The organism is Paraburkholderia fungorum (assembly GCF_046027215.1).
Lineage (GTDB): Bacteria > Pseudomonadota > Gammaproteobacteria > Burkholderiales > Burkholderiaceae > Paraburkholderia > Paraburkholderia fungorum_D.
This window is the reverse complement of record NZ_JAQQEN010000003.1, coordinates 259,074-284,732: the sequence shown is the minus strand read 5'-3', so window position 1 is coordinate 284,732 and position 25,659 is coordinate 259,074. Positions and strand designations below refer to the sequence as shown.

Annotated in this window: 20 protein-coding genes; 7 read left to right on the top strand and 13 right to left on the bottom strand. The window is 59.3% G+C overall.

Annotated elements, in window-relative coordinates; genetic code table 11:
* Positions 1-62: 62 nt before the first annotated feature.
* Positions 63-1,610: a D-arabinonate dehydratase gene (locus PQR27_RS37130; protein WP_408528644.1), complete on the bottom strand. Its 1,548-nt coding sequence runs from the start codon at positions 1,608-1,610 to the stop codon at positions 63-65.
* Between the two features lie 237 nt (positions 1,611-1,847).
* Between PQR27_RS37130 and PQR27_RS37125 the strand changes: the two genes are divergently transcribed.
* The 3 genes from PQR27_RS37125 (at position 1,848) to PQR27_RS37115 (ending at position 5,478) form a co-directional block, all read left to right on the top strand.
* Complete coding sequence (locus PQR27_RS37125; RefSeq protein WP_408528643.1) at positions 1,848-2,786, top strand: SMP-30/gluconolactonase/LRE family protein; 939 nt, start codon at positions 1,848-1,850, stop codon at positions 2,784-2,786.
* 86 nt (positions 2,787-2,872) lie between these two features.
* On the top strand, positions 2,873-3,277 hold the full coding sequence (locus PQR27_RS37120) for a heme-binding protein (protein WP_408528642.1): 405 nt from the start codon (positions 2,873-2,875) through the stop codon (positions 3,275-3,277).
* A gap of 41 nt (positions 3,278-3,318) precedes the next feature.
* Entirely contained in the window at positions 3,319-5,478 is a 2,160-nt protein-coding gene (locus tag PQR27_RS37115; RefSeq protein WP_408528641.1) for a malate synthase G, read from the top strand.
* Positions 5,479-5,786: 308 nt separating this feature from the next.
* On the opposite strand, the gene PQR27_RS37110 is transcribed toward PQR27_RS37115, so the two are convergent.
* The 4 genes from PQR27_RS37110 to PQR27_RS37095 all read right to left on the bottom strand — a co-directional run bounded on the left by PQR27_RS37110 (position 5,787) and on the right by PQR27_RS37095 (position 12,233).
* Entirely contained in the window at positions 5,787-6,065 is a 279-nt protein-coding gene (locus PQR27_RS37110) for an HU family DNA-binding protein (RefSeq protein WP_408528974.1), read from the bottom strand.
* A gap of 1,077 nt (positions 6,066-7,142) precedes the next feature.
* Positions 7,143-7,316: a hypothetical protein gene (locus PQR27_RS37105; RefSeq protein WP_408528640.1), complete on the bottom strand. Its 174-nt coding sequence runs from the start codon at positions 7,314-7,316 to the stop codon at positions 7,143-7,145.
* Between the two features lie 2,728 nt (positions 7,317-10,044).
* Positions 10,045-11,034, bottom strand: coding sequence for a ParB/RepB/Spo0J family partition protein (locus tag PQR27_RS37100; RefSeq protein WP_408528639.1), 990 nt, complete (start codon positions 11,032-11,034; stop codon positions 10,045-10,047).
* On the bottom strand, positions 11,016-12,233 hold the full coding sequence (locus PQR27_RS37095; RefSeq protein WP_408528638.1) for a ParA family protein: 1,218 nt from the start codon (positions 12,231-12,233) through the stop codon (positions 11,016-11,018). Before PQR27_RS37095 ends, PQR27_RS37100 begins: the two co-directional genes overlap by 19 nt.
* A 1,244-nt stretch (positions 12,234-13,477) precedes the next feature.
* Here PQR27_RS37095 and PQR27_RS37090 point away from each other — a divergent pair.
* Both PQR27_RS37090 and PQR27_RS37085 read left to right on the top strand, forming a co-directional pair.
* Positions 13,478-14,977: a replication initiation protein gene (locus tag PQR27_RS37090; protein ID WP_408528637.1), complete on the top strand. Its 1,500-nt coding sequence runs from the start codon at positions 13,478-13,480 to the stop codon at positions 14,975-14,977.
* 128 nt (positions 14,978-15,105) lie between these two features.
* Positions 15,106-15,414: a putative quinol monooxygenase gene (locus tag PQR27_RS37085; protein ID WP_408528636.1), complete on the top strand. Its 309-nt coding sequence runs from the start codon at positions 15,106-15,108 to the stop codon at positions 15,412-15,414.
* Positions 15,415-15,459: 45 nt separating this feature from the next.
* On the opposite strand, the gene PQR27_RS37080 is transcribed toward PQR27_RS37085, so the two are convergent.
* The gene (locus PQR27_RS37080; RefSeq protein ID WP_408528635.1) at positions 15,460-16,233 is read right to left on the bottom strand and encodes an N-acyl homoserine lactonase family protein; all 774 of its coding nucleotides are present in this window, start codon (positions 16,231-16,233) and stop codon (positions 15,460-15,462) included.
* A gap of 523 nt (positions 16,234-16,756) precedes the next feature.
* Between PQR27_RS37080 and PQR27_RS37075 the strand changes: the two genes are divergently transcribed.
* On the top strand, positions 16,757-17,803 hold the full coding sequence (locus tag PQR27_RS37075; protein WP_408528634.1) for a LacI family DNA-binding transcriptional regulator: 1,047 nt from the start codon (positions 16,757-16,759) through the stop codon (positions 17,801-17,803).
* A gap of 127 nt (positions 17,804-17,930) precedes the next feature.
* Here the strand turns inward: PQR27_RS37075 and PQR27_RS37070 are convergent, their stop codons facing one another.
* The gene (locus PQR27_RS37070) at positions 17,931-18,830 is read right to left on the bottom strand and encodes a LysR family transcriptional regulator (protein ID WP_408528633.1); all 900 of its coding nucleotides are present in this window, start codon (positions 18,828-18,830) and stop codon (positions 17,931-17,933) included.
* Between the two features lie 170 nt (positions 18,831-19,000).
* Here PQR27_RS37070 and PQR27_RS37065 point away from each other — a divergent pair, with 170 nt between their 5' ends.
* Positions 19,001-19,978: an amidohydrolase family protein gene (locus PQR27_RS37065; protein WP_408528632.1), complete on the top strand. Its 978-nt coding sequence runs from the start codon at positions 19,001-19,003 to the stop codon at positions 19,976-19,978.
* Between the two features lie 24 nt (positions 19,979-20,002).
* Here PQR27_RS37065 and PQR27_RS37060 read toward each other — a convergent pair whose 3' ends face one another.
* The 6 genes from PQR27_RS37060 to PQR27_RS37035 all read right to left on the bottom strand — a co-directional run bounded on the left by PQR27_RS37060 (position 20,003) and on the right by PQR27_RS37035 (position 25,643).
* Entirely contained in the window at positions 20,003-20,401 is a 399-nt protein-coding gene (locus tag PQR27_RS37060) for a RidA family protein (protein ID WP_408528631.1), read from the bottom strand.
* A gap of 111 nt (positions 20,402-20,512) precedes the next feature.
* Positions 20,513-21,613, bottom strand: a complete 1,101-nt coding sequence (locus PQR27_RS37055; protein WP_408528630.1) for an alanine racemase — start codon at positions 21,611-21,613, stop codon at positions 20,513-20,515.
* Positions 21,614-21,648: 35 nt separating this feature from the next.
* Positions 21,649-22,590: a glutamate cyclase domain-containing protein gene (locus PQR27_RS37050; RefSeq protein ID WP_408528629.1), complete on the bottom strand. Its 942-nt coding sequence runs from the start codon at positions 22,588-22,590 to the stop codon at positions 21,649-21,651.
* 47 nt (positions 22,591-22,637) lie between these two features.
* Positions 22,638-23,939, bottom strand: a complete 1,302-nt coding sequence (locus tag PQR27_RS37045; protein WP_408528628.1) for an MFS transporter — start codon at positions 23,937-23,939, stop codon at positions 22,638-22,640.
* Between the two features lie 10 nt (positions 23,940-23,949).
* On the bottom strand, positions 23,950-24,141 hold the full coding sequence (locus PQR27_RS37040) for a hypothetical protein (protein ID WP_408528627.1): 192 nt from the start codon (positions 24,139-24,141) through the stop codon (positions 23,950-23,952).
* Positions 24,138-25,643 (bottom strand): MDR family MFS transporter, encoded by a 1,506-nt coding sequence (locus PQR27_RS37035; RefSeq protein WP_408528626.1) that lies wholly within the window; start codon positions 25,641-25,643, stop codon positions 24,138-24,140. The genes PQR27_RS37040 and PQR27_RS37035 overlap by 4 nt, the downstream gene beginning before the upstream one ends.
* Positions 25,644-25,659: the final 16 nt, after the last annotated feature.

The following is a 25,659-nucleotide window of genomic DNA, read 5'->3' as shown; positions in this document are numbered from 1 at the left end:
GCGGTTCTAGTTATGGGTGTAAATCGCCGTTTGCCCTCGCGATGCGCTGAGTCACTGTGGACTCAGCTCATGATGCCGATCTGCCACGGCACGAATTCGTGGTCACCTAACCCGAGCATTTCGCTTTTTGTGCGCTCGCCCGATGCGGCTGCAAGAATAGCGTCAAAGATTTTCTGGCCCGTGCTCTGAATCGACGCAATGCCATCCAGAATCCCGCCGCAGTTCAGATCCATGTCTTCGGTCAAACGGGTGTACATCGGCGTATTGGTGGCGAGCTTCAGCGATGGCACGGGCTTGGCGCCGAACATCGAACCGCGCCCTGTGGTGAAGGCAATAAGATTTGCGCCACCCGCAATCTGACCCGTCGCGGAGACAGGGTCGAAACCGGGCGTGTCCATGAATACGAGGCCAGGTTGCTTCACCAGCTCGGCGTATCGATACACTTCCATCAGCGGACCGGTGCCGCCTTTCATCGCTGATCCAATCGACTTTTCGAAGATGTTCGCCAGTCCGCCCACCTGATTGCCTGGGCTGACCTGACCGTTAATCTGAACGTCTCGGCCGACCGAATACTCGTCTTTCCACCAGCGGATCCGCTCAACCAGCTTCTCGCCGACTTCGCGGCTAACCGCACGCCGCGTGAGCGTATGTTCCACACCGTAGATTTCGGGTGTTTCGGAGAGGATGGCCGTGCCGCCATGACGGACCAGCAGGTCCATCGCCGCGCCGAGCGAAGGATTGGCGGTGATCGACGAAAAGCCGTCCGAGCCGCCGCATTGCAGACCGATCTTCAGGTGGCTTGCGGGAACCGTCGTGCGCTTCACGCGATTGGCGTCGGGCAGCAGCGCCTTGACCGCAGCCACACCGGCCTCGATGGTCCGGCGGGTGCCGCCGCTCTCCTGCATGATGAACGTGTGCAGCCGCGAATCGGCCTTCAGACCTTCCTGATCCATCAGTCCGGCCAGCTGGTTACGTTCGCATCCCAGGCCGACAATCAGCGCCGCGGCGAGATTGGGATGGCGCGCGTAACCCGCCATCGTTCGGCGCAGCAACGCCATTGGCTCACCGCTCATTTCCATGCCGCAACCGATCGAGTGCGTAAATGCGACCACGCCGTCTACGTTCGGGTAGTCCGCCAGCCGTTCCGGCGTGAACCATTCGGCGATCTTGTGTGCGACCGTGGCCGAGCAATTGACTGTCGACAACACGCCGATGTAGTTGCGCGTGGCAACCTCGCCGTTATCCCGCACGATGCCCTGGAACGTGGCGCGCCCGGCTTCGGGCACCATCTCGACGGGCCGGTAGTCCGCGCCAAATGCGTAGTCCCGGTCGAACTCGCGGAACTCGACGTTATGGCTATGGACCATCGTGCCTGGCGCAATATCCGTCGCCGCGAAGCCGATCACCACGTTGTATTTGCGAACCGGTTCGCCTTTCCTGATGGACGTCGCCGCGATCTTATAACCTGCGGCCACCTGGCTGCGGCAAACAAAATCTTCCGCTGAAACCGGCGTACCGATTGCGACGTCGATGCGCGCAATGACCACATTGTCAGCGGGATGCAACCGGATCACTGGCCCGGTTACGTTCTTGCTCGTCATCTCAGTCATCAGGCATTGCCCTTCTAAAAAATTTGCGCCGAGCGGCCAAAAAAGGCGTGAATCGAGTAATCGCTTTCTTATATAACCGCTACGGTCGGTACGTCACTGCTCTGAACTCAAGAATTTCAAGCATCTTATGGCACTTCAGTTGTGAATTCAAGAGAAAGCGCTTACTCATTTCCCTTTATACTACCGATCGTGCCGCCGCCTAGGCGGAAATTCCGGGTACCCGAACAGGAGATTGAGATGTGGCAACAAGCTGAGCGATACCCCGACCCGCGGGTGATTTCGCTAGACCCTTCCTTCGACAAATACCGCGTGGCCTTTTCGGCTGTCGAACGACTGGCTACCGGCTACCGGTGGACCGAAGGTCCGGTATGGTTCGGCGATGGACGCTACCTGCTCTGGAGCGACATTCCGAACAACCAGATGCTGAAATGGGAGGAGGAAACGGGCGTGGTCAGCGTGTTCCGGAAACCTTCCAACTACGCGAACGGCAACACCCGCGACAGGCAGGGGCGGCTCGTAACGTGCGAGCACGGGCGCCGCGTCACACGCACCGAATACGACGGCAGCATCACAGTCCTTCTCGATTCCTTTGAAGGCAAGTCGCTTAATTCCCCTAACGATCTGGTAGTGAAGTCAGACGGCTCCATCTGGTTCACCGATCCGCCGATGGGCATCTCCGGGCACTACGAAGGAATCAAGGCGGAGCAGGAGCTCCCCCACTCCGTCTATCGGATCGATGGCGTAACGGGCGAAGCATCCGTCGTCACCCGCGACTTGAAAGGGCCGAACGGCCTGTGCTTTTCGCCCGACGAGAAGCTGCTCTACATCATCGAATCGCGCGGTGTGCCCAACCGGATGATTCACGTTTATGAAATGGACGCGGACGGTCGCGGCATCGGTAAAGGCCGGATGTTCTACGACGCGGGGGCCGGCACGATCGACGGAATGCGCGCGGACATCGACGGCAATCTGTGGTGCGGCTGGGGCATGGGCAATGACGAACTCGATGGCGTCATGGTCATTTCGCCACAAGGAAAAATGATTGGCCGGATCGCCCTGCCCGAGCGCTGCGCGAATTTGTGTTTTGGCGGACGCGCACGTAACCGGCTGTTCATGGCGTCGTCGCAGTCCATTTATGCGGTGCACGTCAACACGCAGGGCGCGCTGGGTGGATAACCCGGTTCGCCGCGAAACATATCCCGGCCACCGGCATGCGCCGGTGGCGACACTTCACTTCGAAACCCTGACTTGATAACCCTGACATGCAAAGCAAACCCGTATTGACCGTTGTAGAAGCTACGCGAATCCTCGAAGCCGCGCGCGCGGAAGCACAGAAAAACCAGTGGGCAGTCACCATTGCGGTCGTGGATGACGGGGGCCATCTGCTGACCCTGCTCCGCCTCGACGGCTGTGCGCCGATTAGCGCTTACATCGCGACCGAAAAGGCGCGTACCTCAGCGCTCGGCCGACGTGAATCGAAGCAGTACGAAGACATGATCAACGGCGGCCGGACCGCATTCCTGAGCGCACCGCTGGCGGGCATGCTGGAAGGCGGCGTGCCCGTCACCGTCGACGGACACATTGTGGGTGCAGTCGGCGTGTCCGGTGTCAAGCCGGATCAGGATTCGCAGGTGGCCAAAACCGCAGCAAACAGCCTCAACGGCTGATTGATTGATATCTGGAACTGTTGGAGCACATGATGGGTGAAATGATCGAGCGAAACGGACTGCGCGTCGCGGCTGTTCTCAGCAAATTTGTCGACGATGAGGCGTTGAGCGGAACTGGCATAGACAGCGAAGCCTTCTGGAAGGGCTTCGACGCCCTCGTCCACGACCTCGCCCCGAAGAACCGCGCGCTGCTCGCGGAACGCGATCGTCTGCAGACGGAGCTGGACCAGTGGCACCGCGCGAATCCGGGACCGGTGCGCGATCTGAAGGCATACCGCGCATTTCTTGAAGACATCGGCTATATCGTGCCGGCGAGCGCAGCCGTCACGGCGACGACCCAGAACGTCGACACCGAAATCGCCGGGCAAGCCGGTCCGCAACTCGTCGTACCGCTTTCGAACCAGCGCTACGCGCTCAACGCTGCGAATGCGCGCTGGGGCAGCCTGTACGATGCGCTCTACGGCACTGACGCAATCCCCGAAACCGACGGCGCGGTGCGCACCGCTTACTTCAACCCGGTCCGCGGTGCACGCGTGATCGCGCGCGCCCGCGCATTCCTCGATGAAGCCGCACCGCTCGCCGACGGCTCGCACGTCGACGCCATCGCGTATCGCGTGGAATGCGGCAAGCTCGCAGTCACGCTCAAAAACGGCTCGTCGGCATTGAAGGTTCCCGCGCAGTTCATCGGCTATCAGGGCGATGCAGGCTCCCCTTCCGCCGTCCTGCTCAAACATCACGGCCTGCACTTCGAGATCCAGATCGACGCAACGGACGCCATCGGCAAGACCGACGCAGCGCGCGTGAAGGACGTGCTGATGGAAGCGGCCGTCTCGACGATTATCGATTGCGAAGACTCGGTTGCCGCCGTCGATGCCGCCGAAAAGGTCCAGCTTTACCGCAACTGGACCGGGCTCGCGAAAGGCGATCTGAGCGAGCAAGTTACGAAGAACGGCAAGACCTTCACGCGTCGCCTGAACGCCGATCGCAAATACACCGCGCCCGATGGCTCGACCGTGACGCTGCATGGCCGCTCTTTGCTGTTCATCCGCAACGTCGGGCATTTGATGACGAATCCGGCGATCGTCGATCGCCACGGTCATGAGATTCCCGAAGGCATTCTGGATGCCGTGATGACATCGCTGGGCGCGATGCACGACCTGCAAAACAAGCTCAATTCGCGGACCGGATCGATTTACATCGTCAAGCCGAAGATGCACGGCCCGGCCGAAGTCGCGTTCTCCAATGAACTGTTCGACCGCGTAGAAGATCTGCTGGGGCTGCCGCGCCATACCATCAAGATGGGCATCATGGACGAGGAGCGCCGCACCAGCGTCAACCTGCAGGCGTGCATCGCGGCGGCATCGGCGCGCGTGGCGTTCATCAATACGGGCTTTCTGGATCGCACCGGCGACGAAATGCACAGCGCAATGGAAGCCGGTCCGATGATGCGCAAGGGTGATATGAAATCGTCCGCGTGGATCGCGGCTTACGAGCGTAATAACGTGCTGGCCGGCTTAAGCTCGGGGTTGCGCGGGCGCGCGCAGATCGGCAAGGGCATGTGGGCGATGCCCGACCTGATGCACGCAATGCTCGAACAGAAGATCGCGCATCCGAAAGCGGGCGCGAACACGGCCTGGGTGCCGTCGCCGACTGCCGCGACGCTGCACGCGCTGCACTACCATCAAGTTGACGTTCAAGCCGTGCAGCAAGAGTTGGAAAAGACCGGCTACGACAGCGTCCGCGATGAACTGCTCGACGGCTTGCTGACGATTCCAGTGGTCGAAAAGGCGCAGTGGTTAGATGAGGAAATCCGCAAGGAAATCGAGAACAACGCGCAAGGAATTCTGGGCTACGTGGTGCGCTGGATCGATCAGGGTGTCGGATGCTCGAAGGTGCCGGATATCCACGATATCGGTCTGATGGAAGACCGCGCGACACTGCGCATTTCGAGCCAGCACATTGCGAACTGGCTGCATCACGGAGTGGTCTCGGAAGCGCTGGTGAACGAAACGTTCAAACGCATGGCGAAGGTGGTGGACGCGCAGAACGCCAACGACCCGCAGTACCAGCCAATGACCGGTCACCTGGATACTTCGCTTGCGTTCAAGGCGGCGAAGGCGCTGGTTTTTGAAGGGCGGTCACAGCCCAGCGGGTATACGGAGCCATTACTGCACAAGTTCCGACTTGGCGCGAAGCGGTAGGCGCAGATCGCAGTCGAAACCGTGGGACGATTCAGCATGCGTCGCGGGTGACCACCGTCGTCCCGCGCTCGCGTCGACCTGGCAACTGGTGGCCAGACATCGGCTCGACACCGGCAAGCCTTGCATCACGTTTGCCGGCAATTTGATCCTGCCGCGATTCTGCTCGATCAGTTATGGGCGTAGTCGAAGGCGCGGATCTGTGCCACCCAGCGAATCGCGCAGTCCGCGGGGCACGCCGGGCTCCGGCGGCGACGTGTCCGCAATGCTCAGCCGCCGGCATGTCATCGGCCGGCGGCTGTCGCACGCTATCAGGATCCGTTCACGGCATTCTTGAACGCCTTGCCCGCCGTGAACTTGACGGTCTTCGCTGCGGGGATCTGGATTTCGGCGCCGGTCGCCGGATTGCGGCCCACGCGTGCGGCGCGGGCTCCCGTCGAAAACGACCCGAAGCCGATGAGTTGAACCGTGTCGCCTTTCCTGACGGCGCTCGTGATTGCGCCGATGAACGCATCGATCGCCTCGCGTATTGCCGCCTTGCTCGCGCCAGTCGCCGCAGCCACCGCATCCACCAGTTCCTGTTTGTTTATTGTCGATCCGTTGTTGTGGTTGTGAAGTCGCCACCGTATCCGATCGCCGCGCGGTCGCGCAATGGTGAACGGCGCGCCATCTTCGTTCACCGCGCAACGGTCGTCATCTCTAACATTGGCGCGCGAGGTGCGCGACTACAGAATACGTAGTATTTGATACATAGCGGTTTGCGAAGGTACTGCGCAGCGATAATTGTTATCCCTTTGTGGATTTTTCTGCCTCAGAATGCGGCCCGTCGTGAAACATAAAGGAGGCGTGAGGTCGGAAGTGTTCCAAGCCATTGTTTGTGCAAAGTTTTTTATTGCCTGATTGCGCGCTTAATTGTTTCACGAAAGGCTGTCTAATGGATGTCTGTAACGAAGCTCGTTTCTTGACTAATGGCCTGCGAGCCGCGAGGGGAGCTAACTATTCGATCGGGTCGTGGCCGTACACGTGAAGCGCCGTGCTGTTGCCGGCTTCCTGGAGCAGCACGACAACCGCTCGTGAACGGCGCCGTCGGCGCCTTCCGCGTGACACTGCGCACTATCACGCGGCCGCTTCACTATCGATTAATACGACGCCCCGCCCTCCTGATCGAAGGCGCCGCCCTGGATGTCGGCCTCGTTGAGGATGGGCACACACGTTGCCATTGCCGTCCCGCAGCTCAGCGGCCATAACTCGGGTGTCGAAGTTTCGCAAGTTTTGCTGCCGATCAGCGGACAGTGTCGGCCCGGGAGAGTGCCAAAGCATGAAAGCATATTGAAATATATTTAAAACGATTTTGGGTTTGCCTTCATATACACCAATAGCGGTTAAAAGGGATAACGCGCCCCTCCTTCGACGCGCGCACATGTCACTACTTTCAATTGTGTGAGGAGGTGCGGCGCAGGCTGTATAAACTATTAATTATTTAAACTTGATAGTTATTTCATATAATGCGCAGACTCTCCTAGTCGCCGCGGTAGCGGACGATATATTCGGACGCAGATCAACCCGTTCCACTCGAAGTCAAATGACCGTGAAACGGTGACGGTGGAAAGCGTCACCGCGAATAGCGGCGCTACGAGAGCAAGCGCGGGTACGTCTGTATCTCCAGATCAGCCGTAACCAAAGTTGCTTCCTCGACACACATTAACGCGGCGTGCGATCAGTACGGCCTGCCGGAAGAATTCCGGCTGAAATGGCTGCCGCAGATGATGTAACGCATCGAACAGATAGCTGCACATCTCCCACCACTCCCGCCCGGCGAACTGATGCAGGACCTCTGCCAACCCTCCTCCTGGCGTATCCCTCTTCTTCTGGAGAGACACTTATCGGATTCTTTTTTGCAGTCTTGCACCCGATACTTGTCAGGCAATCGGTGTCACGATGTTGGCCAGCGCCTTTTTCATGGCCCAACATAACAAGGCCGCGACCGTGTGCGGCCCCGCGCGCCGGTGGACTTGACCACCCTTTGTTTCTGTCTAAACGTGGTCCCACGCCGCATAGTTGCACCAAGGTCTACCCAGAAGACGTCCTCACGGCAAACCGCATGGAGACGATGGCGCAGCTGACAGCGTTGCTCGCCAAAAAGCGCGACCAGCTATTCCAGCGTATGAGCATCCCTGCTTGTTTCGGAAGCGAGCGGACGCACGAAGATTCAATCGTCGGCTGAAGTTGGTGCCTGCTTTTTTGGCGATAGTCACGACCACTCGCGCGGCCCAGAAGGGGCTCGAATGCTTCCTCTTGCCGTGCGTCTGGACGGGACGGGACGGACAGCGGATCTCGGCCCCCTCGATAGCATGGCGCACGGCGTACAAGAATTTCTCAGGCGTCTGGCTCCAGCGTGGGTCGGAACGACGGCAGCCCAAGATATCCGCGCGCTGGCGGATGTTTGCCGGCGAATTCGTGGTCGATTTGCAGTGCGAGGTGGATATTCGTATTGCAGGAATTTCGCGTGGACGGTTGGCGTGCGCTACCTCGACGACAACCCGTAGCTGGGCGTCACGAATCCGAATGAGCTAGCCGTGGCCATCGACAAGGGCTTGTCGATGGCACACTGGGAGTCGCTCAGGTGTGCCGACAGGATTCTTGACCTTGTCTGTGCCAAGTTAATCCACTCGGCATGCCATGCCGCTGGGAGCCAACGACCCTGAGATATCTGGCGCGCCGTATCGCCTCGCGTGCGCAACCGTGCTGCTGATCGGCTTCACCATTATTCAGCGGGAAGATGCTGTCCACATTATCCGAGTCCTGCCGGGGCCCGGGCATGACGGAGACGTCGATGTCGCTGGAAGGTCGCGATTCTGTTGCGCGGAAAGTGACGCACTGGCTTCCCTCGCAACTGATTGTCGACGCGCTACGCGTTCACGGTCGATCGCCCCCAAGATTTGGAAGTTGCGAAAAAGCGAGATGTTCAGCCTGCTCTCCGTTGGCGATCTCAACCACGAAAATCGCCGAGACAAAGCATCTGCTCAGAAAGGCGTCCCACGCTAGCTGCGTAATGCATTTTGCGCCGACGGCTGTACCCTGTCGTGATACGGACGCTGCTGCGTCTCGCGGAAGACGGAACTCTGCCGCTCGTCGAGGGGGCGGTTTTTGCTTGAGGCGACGCGGCGCGTGCTACATATATTTCGTCAGCCAGTTGATGACCATATGCGTGGACGTGCTGCGGCGCGTGCTGGGCTATGCCTTCCTCCCGTCGGCCGCGATCGATATATTGGTCGAGCACATCCGCAGCCTCGATGAAATGACTAAGTTCTAACACGACGCCGCCTGGGCGAGGCAGACGGAGATGCTTGCCCTCTGCGGCGGACAAAACGAGTAGAGATTTTGCAGCTCTCGTATTAGGCACACCGTCACCATCTATTTGCCCACCAATGGTTCGAGAGGCAAGGGGTGAACATGTGTCAGTAATACTGACGCCTATCCAGAACGCGTCGAGCAGGCCGAAGGAAATCCACAGTCGAAAGCGAGTGTCAGTAATACCGACACTCCGAGCAGTGCGCCTTGTACGGGCATTGCCGCGAACCAACCGCACACTCGCGGCTCCCTGGGGTTGATGTGCAAATTCCCAGTGCCTATGAGTCCTCCTCCCACATTGTCAAGGCAATCGGGCCGGTCGGTCACACATCACATTCGCAAAAGGAAATACCATAACCCCACGCAGCGCAAACGGGCGGCGGACCAGTAACTACAACAAAAATGCCGCTTCCCAGCACCACATGGTGAAGCGGTGGGGCCTACCGCGAGCCCCTCCTCGTGACAACTGCAATCTGCTTCCTCTTCTGAGGGTCGCCGCGAGCGGGGCTTTGTCTTCTATTGAATGCAAGCGCACTGCACGTGAATGCCACACGGGATGCTTGCGGTCGGCCCTGTCTTGACCGAAGCTTATTGCTCGTGGACTGCGTTGGAACCGTCTGAGCCGTGGGGGCAAGTCAAGAGATCGTTGAAGTACCGAAGGAAAGTCGCGAGAGTTGGCTTTGCTGAGCAATCAGAGCTGTTCGGGACGAAGGATTGCGGATAGGACCACTTCTCGCCCATGCGACTAAACCTTGTCGTTGACTCCAAGGCGGGAGCGAAGCGGCGTTTGATACCGGCGCTTTTCGTCGAAAATTAATAAGGCTGGCGATGCTAGAGCTGACTCCCGCATGGACGATCAGCTCAAGTCAGCTGGGGCTTCTGCCTTAGGTGTCTTTTTTGACCCCTGTTCAGAGTGTCAGTAATACCGACACTTCTCCAACGGCCCGGGTTGCCGAGCGTGCGCAACTCGCGCGCGCTACCCACCGGATGTGATTCGGTATTAGGGCATCCCGGTTCTATCGACTCGCATGCAATGTTTGCATCCCGCCCGAACGGAATGCGGATAGCAGCCACGGCTTCCGTCGACCTCCCGCGCCGCTCGGCGACATAACACAATGTCTCCCTTCGAGAGTCCGGTGTCAGTAATACTGACGCTGCCCCCCGCCGGCACAAAAAAGCCCGCTCGAAGCGGGCTCTTTCATTGCGAGAAATGCCTGTTCACCGCGGCTCGCCTTTGTACAGCTCACTGATAAGTTGCCGGATTCGCGCCTCTTGAGCCTCGGTCAAAGCCGCTGCCTTGATCTTGAGCGTAAAGCTGTTGACGTCCTTGGTAATGCTTCCCGCCTGATCTTTTCCGGCGAAGAATTTCTCGATGAGCCGCTCCCGAGCCGTCGTCCCCGACGCACGACGAGTCACCATTGCGATAATCGCCGGCGCCAATTTGCCTTGGGCCAACTCGCCCTTGACCACATCCGGCCAGAGTTCGCGTGCCACCAACTCAGCTTCGCTACCGTGCTTCTTAAGCGCTGAGACAATTTCTTCTGCCGCGTTGCAGCCGAGTAGGGCAGGCTGCAAATCGAGGTCTTTCTTCATGAAGTCCGGCAGATTTTCGAACGCAAGAAATTGGTACAGCCCGGTACGTGAGAGGCCTACCGCTTCTGCCAGCCTTTTACGACTCGGAAATTCGCTCTCCGACCGACGAAGGGAGATGGCCACTTCATAATCCGTCAGGTCGTCCCGGTCCATATTCTCGACTAGCGCCAGCACAATCATGTCCTGGTCCGAGCACTCGATGACCACCGTCTTGATGTGCTCCGCCCCGAGTATCTTGTGCGCTCGCCAGCGCCGCTCTCCGGCCACAATCTGGTAGGCCGATTCAACCCGACGAACCACGATAGGCTGCATAAGCCCCACTTCGCGAATCGACTCTGCCAGCTCGGACAATTTGACTTCATTGAATACGCGCCGCGGCTGCCAGGGATTAGGAACAATTTCCGTCACCGGCAGCTGCGAGGTCGTTCCGGTCGACTCAAGCTCCTGCACCCTCAGCTGTGCGGCCGCTAATGCTCCGGCCATCCCAGGTGCTGTCTCTGTCCGATTCGCGCGCCGGCTGGCATCGGGGGTTCTTTCCGCTGTTGACCGTAGATTTGCGGTCTTGGCCAACATCTGGTCACGGATATTGTTGGTGCTCACTGTGCTGGCCTCCATTGTTTAACGAACATGTCATCGACCCATCGGCAGTAGTCGATTAGCGGCTGTTTGACGCGTGCCAAGGATTTCGCCTGGCTGTGAGAGCTGCTAATGTCAAAAACGGTCGTAAATGCGAGAGCGCCTGAACTCATGATGGAGCTGGCAGGAACCTCGAACGGATCAAGCCAATGGCGATACGCACCTTGCGCCCACGTGCGCACCACAGGTGCCGCGGACGTGCTGTTGTAGTTCACGCGGGTTAGCAACACGGAAACGAAGTCGTACTTTTTGTTGGCTTCGTATTTGATGAACGACTTGGCGACGTCCGAGAAAAGCCGCCAGAAGGAAAGCGAACTGAAGAAGTCAAGATTCTCCGGGACCATCGGCATGACCATCGCGTCCGCTGCCATCAATGCGTTCAGGTTGAGATAGGACAGGGAGGGCGAGGTATCCAGAATGATGTAGTCGTAGTGCTTGCGTAGTGGCGCGAGTCCATCCCGGAGCACCTGCCAGAACTTGAATCCTGCAAGCTTCATCTGCATAGCGGGAAGGTGATACTCGGCCCCGACCAGTTCTGTATGCGCCGGAATGATATCCAACCCATCCCAGTACGTTGGCTGCACCTTGGAAAGCAGACCTCCCTCAACCTTTTGGTCATAGACAAAAGGAAGCACTGTATCGTCCGGGGATACTTCTTTTTCGGCGTACAGTCCGCATAGCTCAGAAAGCGATGCCTGAGGGTCAAGGTCGACAACGAGAACCTTTCGCCCGCGTAGGCTCAGCCCTTGGGCGAGGCACATTGACGTCGTGGTTTTGGCAGAGCCGCCTTTCAGTTGCGACGTGATAAGCACTTTGCCTTCAAAATCGCTCGGCCCGGCCACCAGCGGCGTCTGGTAAATGTCCGACACCTGCTGTACCCAGTTTCGGGCCTCAGCCAACGTAAAAAGCCGACTACGGCTTCGTCCCGTCCCGGTGGACTGCCCTTCCGGCAGCACACCATCTCCTTTCGTTGCTAAATATTGCACCTGCTGACGTGTCAGGCCGCACAGCTCGGCGACTTCTCCAGTCGTAAACACCGGCGCTTCCTTGCGCGGGCGCGGCGCGAGAATCTGGTCCCGCAATTCCGTTGCATAATCGGTGACGACATCCGCGAAATCTGAGATTTCCTCAAGCGTCACGGTTCGGTCTATCGGCATCGGTTGGCTGACATTGGCCATTTCGGAGTTTTCCATGGAAATTGAAGCTAAACGGAGAATACAGGAAAAACGCAAAAACAGCGTTGTATTGTCGTGCAGTTTCTCAAATATCGCCCGTAAACCACTGTTTTTTATGCCTTCAGCCGGGGGGCTCTGCCAACCCAGACGAATGGAATGCCGGCACAAAATCTCTCACCTTTGACAGATGCCTACCCCTGCGGGGAAACAGTCGTGCACAAAGGTGAGAGTTTTTGTCCACTGAACCGGCACACCGCGTGGAGAAATCGACAGAAGGTAGCGCTCGACACGTCAAATAGCGCAATGAGCGCTCAGGCACCTGCGATTGAATTACATTTTCATTTCGCTTGACCCGCAGCACGTGGGCGAAGGTGAGAGATAGTGTGTATGAGCGCCAATGCCAACGTCGGACACGCATCAGCGTGCACAAAATCCCTCACCCGGCGCTTCATCGACGTCAGCCGGCGAGACCTTTGCATTGGAGGCTAGTCCTTCGCGCCGCCGACGTTGGCAGGTCGTGTGCACCGAGGACGTTGAATATGTCGGCCAGGAGAGGATGCTGCACACAATCTCTCACCTTTGCTGGACAGGTTCACGGGACCGTGCCCCTGGGCGTATGGGGCGGCTGCTTCATTCTCACGAATCGAAAAGCACCGTCGTTCGCTTCGCACGCTCTTAAAATGCCGCGGTAATGCCTTGTGTGACTGAGTTCAGTGCATGTATTCGCGAACCCTCACCATGCCCAGTGGGACGTCCGACCTTGGCACTTGGCTCAACTGTCTGCAACGGGGCCACGTAAGAAGACCGTCGCTCATGTTGTCCACCGGTTTGTTGGTTGTTTTATAAAAAAAAACGAACTAACAAACCTACAGGCGAAACAGTATCCCTTTGTTATCAACTAGTTAACCTCAGAGAGGTGAGAGTCAATGTGCCAAAGGTGAGAGAAAATGTGCACTTCGGGTGAGACATTCAAGCGCAGAAAGGGAGATTTACGGTGTGGCGAGGTGAGAGATAAAAACGTGTTTTGCAAAAGGTGAGAGATTTTCCCCCGAAGGCTGTGGATAACCGGCTGAAACCCGCTACCACCTTGGGCTGAGGCTCTGGGATCTGCACCAGAAGTGAGAGATGGTGTGCCGAAGGTGAGAGATGATGTGCACGCGGTCCGTCTCAACGGCAAAGGTGAGACTTTTTTATTGACATCTCACCTCTGTATGCCTAGAGTCTGCTGAAATTTCCAGGGAACAGGCATGTCCAGCAGCGTCGACCGACGAGTGACCCCTCTTCAATTTGCACTGGACCTATTCGTGGAGATGGCGCCGGCGCAAAGGTCCATCGACGAGGCTAGTCCAGACAAAGATATCGGCTATCAAAAGAACCGGGTCTTCGCACGCATTATCGGTTTAGGCCTGTCCGCCAGACGCTTCGTGGATGCTGCCTACTTCATTGTCGCGCAGGACCCTGAAATCCAGGAAACCTATGACGTGACGCTTAGCTTTTTCAAATGGCTGATGCGCTACGACAGCAGGAACAAGAAGCATTTTTCCAGCGTCATCCGCAGCGTGAAATCTTCCATGCTCGAAGTGATGAGCGCGCCGGTGGTGTCCGTTGATTCGAAAGGGCGGATGCTGGAGGAGCCTCCCGAACCCGGAGAGGATCGCAGTGCCGGTGATGACGATGCGGATGAGGACCTGGTGGTCCAGAACGAAGACGGAGACTGGCTCGAGTTGATAGGTCGGGTCAGCGTCAGAAATGGCCGGATTCGCTTCCGGGTGCCGATCGAGCTGCAACGCCTCATCAAGGATCCTGAGAACTCGTACTGGACTAGCCTGCTAGTCACCTCGAGATTTACGCTCATCTATGCTCGAGGCATTTATGACCATGTCTTGCCGTCCGTACCCAGCGGGATAACGGACTGGCTTTCGCTCGACCTCGTTCGAAACCTGCCCGGCAAGTCATGGGCAAACAACGCTGAGTTCAAATACTTCAAGCGCGACTATCTCGAGCCAGCCGTCAACCAGATCAATGAGCTGTCCGACATTGAGTTGTCGTACGAGACCCGTGCTGGAACGCCCGGCTCGCGAAAGAAAGACCAGATACGCTTCCGGCTCAAACGCAAAGAAGGGGCATTGGCATCCAAAGCGGCCATGCTCAACTCGGTCGTACTTTTCAAAATGCTTCAAGATGAATTCGGACTGTCTGAAAAACAGTTTGAGAAGATCGCCGAGAACAGGTTCGTTTGGACAGATGAGCGCATTCAACAAGCCATCGACTACACCCGGTGGACAATCAGGCAGGGCACCAAGGTAAAAAGGGCCTCCGCCTACTTGATGAGGGCTCTTTCGGACAACTACCGAGTATCCGAAGCCGACAGGCAGGTTGAGTTGATTCAGGCTCAGCTTGCTGAGGCGACGACGGGCGAACAGGGGGCCAGGTCTGACAGGCAAAAGGCAGTCGAAGCCAGTCTCGCGGCCGCTAACGCGGCAGCCGACAAGCGTCGGCAGGAGGAGATTCGCCTGGCACGCGAATTCTTCGACACGGCAGATAAGAAGACACGAGAGGACCTTGTCCGCAAGTTTGTCGCGTCGAGCACAATGGGACTCCGTGCTATTGAGCGTCAAATGCTCAAACCGGCTAATGTCACTGAGGCCAACATCCTGAATCTGCCAGACGTTGCCAATACGTTCAGCTCGTACGTCGCTGGCGAAATTAGAAAAGCGGCGCGTGTGCGCGCGCCGCGCGGCGGATGAATCGCTGACCGGTTGCGCCGGGAGCGCGACTGCAACCGCACGTCGAGGCCCGCGTCAGTGAGCGTGTCCAAATGCGGCTATGATTTCGTGTGGCGATCGACGCCGAAACAGCAAAGGAGAAAACCCGGATGATCCATGTCGTTGCAACGATCACAACCCAGCCCGGTCAACGCGAAGCCGTGCTGGCACTCTTCAACAAGAATCGTCCGGCGGTACTGGCGGAAGAGGGATGCATCAGCTACGAGGCCGTAGTCGACGTACCGGACTTCGGCGCGATTCAGACGCCGCTCGGCAAAGACACCTTTGCGGTAATCGAACGCTGGGAAAGCCCGGCAGCGTTGAGGGCGCATGCGGCCTCCGCGCATATGGCCGAATACGGACGCAATACTCGTCCGTTGCTCGTGAGCCGCGCCATCCACGTGCTTCAGGCTTGCTAAACGCCGCGGCTTGTGCAGCCCTGCGTTTGATGAGCAGTCAATGTTTCAGGCAGTCAAGCTCAGCGGTGATGGATACACCTTGTGCTCGAAGACCCGTGGCTCATGGGCCGGCAGCACCTTTGCGCCAAGCGCCGCGATGCGGCGGAAGCTTTCGTCGTAAGCTCGCAGGTCCGTGTGATTGCCGTTCGGGATCGGCTCGCTGCCGTCCTCCGGCCAGTTCTCGTAGAGCGGAATCAGATCGCCGGCGATGAGATACGGTCCTCCCTGCGTATCGACCAGCACACCCTGTGAGCCTGCTGTATGTCCCGGCAAGCGCAACACGCGGATGCCGGGTAGCACGTCGGCGTCACCGAACGCCACGTCCATCCGGTCGAGAATGTCCACCCACGGTGGCGTGTGGCCGCGCTGGTTGGTTTCGTAGATCGGACGCTGGAACGGCACCGGCCAGACCGCCTCTTTCAGCTCCGCTTCCTGGACGTGAAAGCGCGCGTTCGTGAACAACCGCGCGCCGCCGACATGGTCGTTATGCAGATGAGTGAGAATGACCAGTTCGACGGAAGCTGGGTCGACGCCTTCGCGCGCCAGGCCGTATTGCAGCAGGTCGTCGATTCCGGCATCCGTCTCGGTGTAGCACTGCGGTGCGCGCGAGCGGGAGCCTGGCCCGGCATCGACGACGATCGTATGGAGAGCGCTACGCAGCAACCACGCGATACACGGCGCATGCAGGCGCGCGGAACCGCAGTTCTTGCGGTACAGAAAGCACGAGCGCTCATGATTAACGATGTCGCCGCAGCGGATCGGTACGATGGTGAATGTCATGTCTGAGTCTCGTACGAATTCGTAAGCATGGTGATGCAGACGTCATATCCGGTACACATGACCCGCCGCGCGCGTCCGCAGGCAACGGGCGCTCCGTGACGGCTGCGTGCCTTGCCGTTCGCGAAGTCACAGTATAGGTTAAATGAGTAAGCGCTTTCTCTTGAATTCATACGGGTTTGCCCCTAAAATTCTGCCTGTTTAAGCGAATCGTCGAGCGAAATTTCAAACCACATAGAAAGCGATTACTTAAATTTATGTGTTTGAGTGATGTGAGGCCGGCGCGTATCCCTGACAGCGGTCCTCGCAACATGAACATCGAAGCTCCTACAACCTCTTCGAAGCCTGGCAGCATGCCGGCGTCAAACGCATTGTGTTCGCGAGCTCGAATCGCACGGTGGGATTTCATCCACACGACCAGGCGAAGGCCCACGCCCGGCGGTGCCCAATTTCTCAAGGTGCCGCGTTATAGTATGCCGCACAGGAAAGGCGCGATGGTGCGCCTCGACACCGGGCAGGGTGCAAGTTGAGCAACGAGACAAAGAAAAGAGCGCCGCGTCGCAAGTCGAATGCGATTTCGGTGATAGATGTCGCGCGTGCGGCAGGGGTATCGACTGCGACCGTTTCGCGCGTGCTGAACGGCAACGCAAAGGTTGCGGTCGAACTGCAGAACCGCGTGCGCGACATCGCGCAGGAGCTCGGCTACACACCGCACGCCGCGGCGCGTGCGCTGGCATCGCAACGCTCGAAAACGATCGGCGCCGTGATCCCATCGCTGGAAAACCAGAACTTCGCGATTGGCGTGTTCGCGCTGCAAAAACGCATCGGGGAAGCCGGCTACACATTGCTGCTCGGATGCTCGTACTACGACCAGGAAGACGAGCTGAAGCAGGTCCGCGCCCTTATCGCGGACGGCATCGCCGGGCTGATGCTCGTGGGCCGCAGCCACTCGCCCGCGCTCTACGAACTGATCGAAAAGGAACAGATTCCGCTCGTCAATGGCTGGACAGTCGATCACGACTATCCGTACGTCGGCTTCGACAACGTGGCGGTAGGCCGTCGCCTCGCAGACTATCTGCTCGATCTCGGGCACACGCGCTTCGGCATGATTACGCAAATGACGCAGCACAGCGATCGCGCGGCTGATCGCATCATCGGCGTGCGCGCGGCGCTACAGTCGCGCGGGCTGCAGTTGCGCCACGAACATCTAATCGAGATGCCGCACAAGATCATCGAAGGGCAGATGGCGATGAAGGCGCTGATGAACGGCCCCGAGCGTCCGACGGCGGTGATCTGCGGCACCGATCTGCTTGCAATCGGCGCGCTGGCCGAGGCGCGCGAGTCAGGTATCGACGTACCGGGCGACCTCTCGATCGCGGGCATCAACGACATCGAATTTTCCAGCTTCACCTCGCCGCCGCTGACGACCATGCGGCTCGCCGCTGATGAAATCGGCGCGCGCAGCGCCGAGTATCTGCTCGCGCGGATTGAAGGACGGCCTGTGAGTTCGCAATACATCGTGCCGACCGATCTGATCGTGCGCGGAACGACGGCGCGTCCTCGCAACATCTAGGTTGCCGACACGCGGCGTGGCGCCGCGTCGCGTCGATGATGAGGTGCTCGACAGCGACACCCGGAATCACAGCCGCGGAACCCGGAGTCGCTTCGTACGGCGCGCAATAGTCCACGCTTCCCGCCGACTAACCCGGAACCAGCACGCGACTGCGTGTCAGCACCTCTTTCGCTAGCTCCACGAGGGTATCCGCGCCGCTCAGACACTCTTCCTGATAGGCGACAAAAAATCCTTGCTGAGTGATCGGCCGTTCAGTATTCAGCACGTGAATCAACCCGGCATCGATCTCCGCGCGCATTATCGCGGGCGACAACACGGCCGCCGCATGACCGGCCGCAACCAGCCGCGACATCATCGACAGGGAATTGCATGAACTGATGTTGTCCGGATTGCAGCCGGCGCTGCGGAACCAGTTCATCACAAGCGAATGGTTCGATGACGGCTGCGAGACGGTGATGATCGGCACGGCGGCAAGATCGTGAGGCGAGACATTGCAGTTGGGCACGAGTTGCGGCGACGCGACCCAGTGGAGATCGGTGTAGCCGATGGCGGTCTCGATCACGTGAGGCGCGTCGGTGGAATCGTTCAGTATTGCTATGTCCAGTTCGTGCGCACCAAGCTTGCGTCCGAGCGCCACGCCCACATCGATCGTGAGTTCGATCTTCATGTGTGGATATCGCGTCTTGAGTTGCGTCAGTAGATCCGCGAGCCCCGCGTGGGCGATGGACTCGATCGCGCCGAGACGTAGAAGCCCGTACATGGGGTCGGTACGCTTCGCCATCTGTTCGAGTTTCTCGGCGAGCTTTAGCATTTGTTCCGCATTCGCGAGCGCGTCGCGGCCTGCGCGCGTGAGTTCGGAGCGGGTCCGGCTGCGCGTGAAGAGTTGCACGCCGAGATGTTCTTCGAACTCCTGGATGCGTGCGGAAATAGTAGGCTGCGTGAGGTGTTGATGACGCGCCGCCGCATGAAATCCGCCTAATCGCGCCACCCAATAAAAGGTTTCAATTTGCTGAAGAGAAATGCGCATGATCGAAGGTTTCTATCAGATGGCGTCGCTAACTTTGATTATCTCCCGGACAAATTGCATTCGTATACTGACCCACTCTTTCCGTTGCATCGAACGAAGTGCGTTGCTGGTCGGTTTGCAGCAGGACAGTCCGTCGTTCTGATTGACCGGCCGGCTGAAGGAGATGCCGCTTGAAGCAAAAAAAGCAGGGCCACGGTGATATACCCCAAGGCGGCGAGGACCCTCGCCGCAGCAACCGGACGACGGACCTCGCGACCACGCCGGCCTCATCCGGCGCATCTGCTGGTCCCGAGAAGCCGGCGCGCGTCGGTGCCAACGGCACCGGCCAGCCGTGCTTTCCCGTTCCGCTGAAGTCGACCGACAGTCACCACCACATCTACGATGCGCGGTATCCAGTCGATCCGTCCGCGCAATTGCAGCCGCCCGACGCGACGGTCGCCGACTATCGCGCGCTCCAGAGGAGGCTGGGCGTCGAACGACATGTCGTCGTTCAACCGTCTACCTATGGAACCGACAACCGTTGCCTGCTCGATGCGCTGTCGCAGTTCGGAAAGAACGCCCGCGGTATCGCGACCGTACCCGACACCGTGACGGATGGTGAACTGGCCGCTCTTCACGATATGGGCGTACGCGGGCTGCGCTTTAACCTCGAATATCTGGTCGGCGTCACGGTCTCGATGATGGAGCCGCTCTCGAAGCGCATCGAACCACTCGGCTGGCACATTCAGGTCAATGCCACCGCTCTGCAGCTACTCGCGCATCGGCAGGTGCTTGCGCGTCTGTCGTCGCCGCTCGTGATCGATCATATGGGGCAGATCCCGCAACCGGGAGGCGCTGAGCATGCCGCGTTCCGGATGGTCGAGGCGCTGCTGGCCGGCGGCCGCACCTGGGTCAAATTGAGCGGACCCTATCTCGTGTCGCGAAGCGGCGCGCCGGTCTATGCCGACGCCGGCATGGTCGCACTCAGGTTAGCCGCGCTTGCCGCGGACAGGATGCTGTGGGGATCGGACTGGCCTCATCCGACGCAAGCGGCCGATAACAAGCCGGACGCCGCCCGCTTGCTGGACGATCTGACGCTGTGGATTCCCGATGAATCGACGCGGCATCGGATCCTCGTCGAAAATCCTGCAAGGCTTTACGGCTTTTAGCGTGCGTGCACCGCGCCGCCTGCTTCATCGCTTGCCGATGTAAGCCACCACGTCGATCTCCACGAGCACACCTTGCAAACCAGCTTCCACAGTCGTTCGCGCCGGCTTGTGCTGGCCAAACCAGCTCGCATAAAGCGCGTTGAAGCGGCTAAAGAGCGTCAAGTCGGTCAGATAGACTGTGACCTTGACGACGTCTTCCAGTCCCGCGCCGGCGGCGGTCAATACCCGTTCCACATTGGCGAGCGTCGCACGGGTCTGCTCTTCGATCGAGTCGCCGATCACCTTCCGGTCGGCGTCGCGCGGTGTCTGGCCGGACAGGAAGGCGAAGTCGCCCGCGATCATCGCGGACGAATAGTGCCCGCCTGGTTTGAGGTCGGCTGGATTGACGGCACGCAATGGGCGGGGCGCGCCACTGTCGTTCATGTTTTTTTCCTTCGGCTTGATCTGGTGTTTTTCCAACGTGCCGCATGACGTGCGTGGCTGCGTCGCGTTGCATCGCTTCAATCGACGCGTACCCGCTGCGGGCCTCGCGGCCTATCGACGGCTCCCGAGCTGCTCACGCACTTCCCACGACCCTTCGGTGTTAAGCACCATCGCGCTGGGGTAGAGATAAGCAGTCGTGCAAGCGTGGCGCGGCAATAACATCACCCGGTCGCCGACTGCCAGATCGGTGTTCTCGACCACGACATGCTCTTCGCTCATCATGACGATCTTGCCGTCCCAGCGAAAGCGCTCGGCCAGCGGCTTGTCAGGCGAGATAGCCTTTGAGCCCGCATCGAGCGTGGCGGTTGTGCCGGTGCGTGAAATCACCGTTGCCAGCACATATGCGCTTGGCGCCCAGCCGAGCGCGGGCAGCTCCAGGTCGTGTTGGGCGCTCGAATAGGTCCAGCTGCCCGGGGATACGAAGTCGGCGAGCGTGCGCGGCCATAGATCGAACGTATAGCTGCCCCCGGCGATGAGCCTCGTCGACAGTCCCTCCACATCGGCTGCGCGGGTCAGCGCCGCCACGTTTTCCACTATGGCGGCCACGCGCGTGCGGCGTGTGGCACTGTCGAGATCATGGATATGGCCGTCGTAGGCATGCCATCCTCCAAAGCAGCCGATCGTGGCCAGTTCACGGGCCAGCTGCAGCGTCGCCGCTGCTATCGGCGCGCCAGTTCTGCCCATGCCGGCATCCAGATCGATGAGCAGGGCGAGATTGGTCAACGGCGCCCCATTCGTCGCGAGACGCCACGCGGCTACGCCTGCCGCCGAGTCGACGAGCGCCTCGACCCGTGCGTCCGGATGAGCGTGGGCCAGCGCGAGCAAGGTGCGGATATGAGCAGCGTTCACGGTCGGATACGCCCAGAGGACGTGTTTCGCGCCGGCCTCGAGCACCATGGCCGCTTCCGCCACGGTAGCGGCCTTGAATGCGGTTACGCCTTCGCGAATCAGCCTCTCGACGATCCATCCGGCGCGATGCGTCTTCACATGCGGCATGAGCCGTTCCACCCCGCCACACGCACGGGCGGTCGCATGCAAGTTATCGACAATGCCGCGCTCGGACACGATGAAACACGGTGTCTGCAATTCTTCTGGCAAGCTGGCGGCCCACGACGGCGAACGTCTGAGCGTGGTACTCGAAAGGTCGGACATGGCTGGTACGTTAGGAAATAAAAATGGCGTCGCGCTCACGCGTGTGACGCCGTTGCGAGGTATCCGTCGACGTGCGCCCTGAGCTGACCCAGCACGTGTGCATGCTGTTCCCATGACAGCCGGTCGACACTCATCTTCGGCGTCGCGGGACGGTCGACGCGGCTATCGTCAACCGCCTGCCCGATGTCGACGGCCGCGGCGAGATACGCCCGGTCGCGCTCCGGCGTGAAATCGGTGAGCAGCCGCGCCGCCGCGTCTCGCGGCGCGACCATCGCCATCGCGGATACCAATCCCCAGCCGCCCCAGTTTGAAACGCTGGAAACGATCAGGTAGTCCGCGGGAATGGCTGCGCTAATCAAGGGGCCGTTGGGAATGTCGTCGTGAACGATTTCCTCGGGCAGCACGCCCATGCCGATTTCATTGCCGCCGTCGCCGATGCCGATCGTGACCCACGGACGCCGCCACTCGGGATCCTCGAACAGAAGATGCAGCGGAGCGGTATCGTCGGACATGTCCGCGCCGTACTCGCGGTGCGGCTTGCCGTCGCTCGCGGGCGAGACCCGCTCGATCGCGATCATATGCGTGATCGGACGTTCAGCCGCGCTTAGCCGGGCTCTCAGCGACTTGACCGATGCCACGCTCACCGAGGTGATCTCGAACGCCACGTCTTTCGGCAATTCCGTGGTGACTGCCCAGACCGCCTTGCAGCATGGCGCGTCCGAGATCACCGTCACCGGTATGCCAAGATTCGACAGTGCGGCGGCCAGATGGGCCATGCCGCCCAGGCCGTCCGTCTCCGGCGAGGGCGGGACGGCATTGCGTATGAAGAAGCCAGTTACGATACCGACGTGGGCGTTCGGGGTGCTCATGATCGAACGCGCCGCCGCTTCCAGCTGACCTTCAACGAACCGCTTCATGCGGCCAATGTCGCGCCGGACGGTTTGGCCAATGATGTCTTCAACTTTCGCTATTCCCATTTTCCAATCTCAGTAGCTACGTTGTTCATGTGAGGCGCGACGACCGCTTAGACCGGAATCTTCGTTTCATAATCGATTCCGATCGAACAGAGCAGCAGGCCGACGCCCATTGCGGCGAAACACATCAGTGCAAGGAAATAGGAGCCTGTGAATTGAACGATCGCGCCGATCGCGATAGGGATCACCATGCCGCCGAGATTGCCGCCAAAGTTGAGCAGACCACCGAGCATGCCGACCTTGTTGCGCGAGGCGAGCATCGCGGGGATCGACCAGTACAGACCGCCCCACCGCAGAAAGAAGAGCGTGATGGACAGCAGGATCACGACCATCGTGGGGCTCGTTGCATGTGCCACTGAAAACACCGCAATCGTGGCGACCACGCCGGCGATGCCGAAGATCGTGCGCATGACGCGGTTCGGCGAGGCGCCGCTGGCGAGCCACTTGTCGGCGACGTAAGCACCGCAGAGTTCGCCGATGAAGCCGCAGAAGAAGATCACGAAGCTGGCGCTGCCCATCTGTTGGATGTTGAAGCCTTGCACTTTCTGCAGATAAGTGGGCATCCATGTCAACAGGCCGTAGTAAAGCGTCGTGCAACACATGAAGCCGACAAACATCAGCAATACTGAGCGATACCTGAAGAAATCAAGCGAGTTACCCGACAGGTTTTTGGCTTCCTTTTCATCTTCCTTGCGCCGGGCCTGCTCGATGTGTTCCGCTTCAGCTTCATTGACCCCGGCGTGTTCGCGCGGCTGATTCTTGATGTAATACCAGGCACCGATGCCGCACAGGATCGTGCCGACGCCGGCGATCGCGAACGCTGCGCGCCAGGAGTGCGCGACTACGATCAGCCAGGTGATCAGCACCGATCCGAGCGCTGCGCCGAGCGGCGAGCCGCCGTCCATCAGCGATGCGCCACGGACCCGCTCATGCTGCGTGAGCCACATCGCATTGAGCGCGCCTCCCGCCGAGGCCACGGGCGCTTCTGCCACACCGAGTCCGAGTCTCGTAGCGAGCAGGGACATCGCATTGGTCGTCAACGCGCCAAGACCCTGGAAGGCACCCCAGAGCAAGGTGCACAGCGCGAGGACCAGCCGCGGCTTGAAGCGGTCGACTGCCATGCCGCCCGGAATCTGCATCAACGTGTACGACCAGAAGAACGAACTCATAATGAGGCCCTGCATGACCGGCGTAAGCGTGAACTCGCTTGCGATCATCGGCATCGCGACGGACAGGGAGGCACGATCGATGTAGTTGACCGTGACCAGCAGCAACATGATGAGAAAAATCTTCCAGCGAACCGATGTTTTCGGCTGGGCGTACGCCACGACCGCCGCAGATGCTCTGCTCATGCCTGTTCTCCTAATTCGCTGTTTGAATGTCAGGTACACGCCCGGCGCGCAGCGCATCGGCGATGGTGAACCGGTCATCTGCCACGCCGCAGGTGCCTGTTCCGTACTGGTTGAAATTGAGTATAGGTGCGCGGATCCGAGTGGAGATAATCGAAAGTGACCCGGACAATCGATAGAAATCGCTGATCATGCGCTGGGTCAAAGGTGACTCCGCGAGGGAGAGGCCGGCGTATCGATTGGTGCGGGTTCGCTCCTTTGCGCGAGATTGATCGTGGGTACAAGCATCAGGGAGACGACCGCACCGATCGATATCATCAGGATGGAGGAAAACGTGAGATGGAGGGAGCGGTGGAGCGCAAGTCTCACCGCAGCGTTGACGATAGCGTCGCCTGGTACCGAGCCAAGAAGCTGTCGCAACTGATCGGAGGTGACGGCCGCGGTGCCGGTCGAATGAGTAAGCCCATAATTCAGAACCGCACCAAACACGGCTGCACCAAGCGTACTACCGAGGTTACGGGAGAAGAGGTTGGACGCCGTCGCGCTACCGCGTTCCGAGGGCTTGACGATTTCCTGGATCAGAATAAGTGAGCTCACGCTTACTATTCCCATTCCAAAGCCCATAATCAACGACCCAATTCCCGCAAACAGCGGCGTGCTCTGTGGGGTCAGGGCCGCGAAGACCAGGGCGCCAATTGGCAAGAACACGCTGCCGCCGATGAGGGTGCGCCGCAGTCCGATCCGATGGAAGGAGCGTGCTGCAATGGTAGCGCCCGTTGGCCAACCGACCATTATCATAGTCAACGCGAGGCCTGCCACCACCGGGGACCGGCCCAGGACGCCCTGTACATACATGGGAAGGAAGCTGGTCAGCCCCATTAGCGCCATTCCCGAAAGGACAGTGGCTGCATTGCAAGCCGCGATTGGCCGGTGCCCCCACAAGGAAAACGAAATCATGGGGTCGGCGGCCCGTTGCTCCTGGAGAATAAAGAGTGCGCCGCATATCAGGAACAGAGCAAACTCGAGAATGGTTCGGGTACTGACCGATGTCCCCGCATTCGTCAGCGCCACCATGAGAGCGCCGATGCATGCAGCGAAGAGCGTTGCACCGAGGATATCGATCGAAGGGCGTTGGTGCCTTTCCTGTTCGTGTAGAAAGACGATGAAGCCGGCGGCGGAGGCGAGGCCAATGGGGATGTTGATCCAGAAGATCCAGGCCCATGAAAGGTCGCGAATGAGCACGCCACCTGCCATCGGTCCGACGACGGCAGCGATCGCCCAGACACTGGCGAGATAACCCTGGATTTTCCCTCGTTCGCGTGCTGGATACAGGTCGCCCACGATAGTGAGCGCAACAGGCTGGATCGCGCCAGCGCCGACACCTTGAATCAGTCGAAACGCGATCATTGCAGGCATGGACCGGGCAAAGCCCGCAAGCACTGATCCCACCAGAAAGATGGCGATACCAACGAGCATGATGGGCTTACGACCGTATAGGTCAGCGAGCTTGCCGAATACGACGGTCATCGCGGTCTGCGTGAGCAGAAACGAGGAGAAGACCCAGCTATAAAGATGCAGGCCGCCCAATTGAGTCACGATCTGCGGCATCGCTGTAGACACAATGGTCGCTTCGATCGCGACCATTGCCATTGACGCCATGACCGATGCAATAACGAGCGGTCGTACTGTTTTCAGGTGTTGTGACATGCCGTTTCGTAGAAGG

Coding starts and splice junctions, on each gene's coding strand:
- PQR27_RS37130 (WP_408528644.1), bottom strand. CDS start 1,610: ATGACTGAGATGACGAGCAAGAACGTAACCGGGCCAGTGATCCGGTTG.
- PQR27_RS37125 (WP_408528643.1), top strand. CDS start 1,848: ATGTGGCAACAAGCTGAGCGATACCCCGACCCGCGGGTGATTTCGCTA.
- PQR27_RS37120 (WP_408528642.1), top strand. CDS start 2,873: ATGCAAAGCAAACCCGTATTGACCGTTGTAGAAGCTACGCGAATCCTC.
- PQR27_RS37115 (WP_408528641.1), top strand. CDS start 3,319: ATGATCGAGCGAAACGGACTGCGCGTCGCGGCTGTTCTCAGCAAATTT.
- PQR27_RS37100 (WP_408528639.1), bottom strand. CDS start 11,034: ATGGAGGCCAGCACAGTGAGCACCAACAATATCCGTGACCAGATGTTG.
- PQR27_RS37095 (WP_408528638.1), bottom strand. CDS start 12,233: ATGGCCAATGTCAGCCAACCGATGCCGATAGACCGAACCGTGACGCTT.
- PQR27_RS37090 (WP_408528637.1), top strand. CDS start 13,478: ATGTCCAGCAGCGTCGACCGACGAGTGACCCCTCTTCAATTTGCACTG.
- PQR27_RS37085 (WP_408528636.1), top strand. CDS start 15,106: ATGATCCATGTCGTTGCAACGATCACAACCCAGCCCGGTCAACGCGAA.
- PQR27_RS37080 (WP_408528635.1), bottom strand. CDS start 16,233: ATGACATTCACCATCGTACCGATCCGCTGCGGCGACATCGTTAATCAT.
- PQR27_RS37070 (WP_408528633.1), bottom strand. CDS start 18,830: ATGCGCATTTCTCTTCAGCAAATTGAAACCTTTTATTGGGTGGCGCGA.
- PQR27_RS37060 (WP_408528631.1), bottom strand. CDS start 20,401: ATGAACGACAGTGGCGCGCCCCGCCCATTGCGTGCCGTCAATCCAGCC.
- PQR27_RS37055 (WP_408528630.1), bottom strand. CDS start 21,613: ATGTCCGACCTTTCGAGTACCACGCTCAGACGTTCGCCGTCGTGGGCC.
- PQR27_RS37050 (WP_408528629.1), bottom strand. CDS start 22,590: ATGGGAATAGCGAAAGTTGAAGACATCATTGGCCAAACCGTCCGGCGC.
- PQR27_RS37045 (WP_408528628.1), bottom strand. CDS start 23,939: ATGAGCAGAGCATCTGCGGCGGTCGTGGCGTACGCCCAGCCGAAAACA.
- PQR27_RS37035 (WP_408528626.1), bottom strand. CDS start 25,643: ATGTCACAACACCTGAAAACAGTACGACCGCTCGTTATTGCATCGGTC.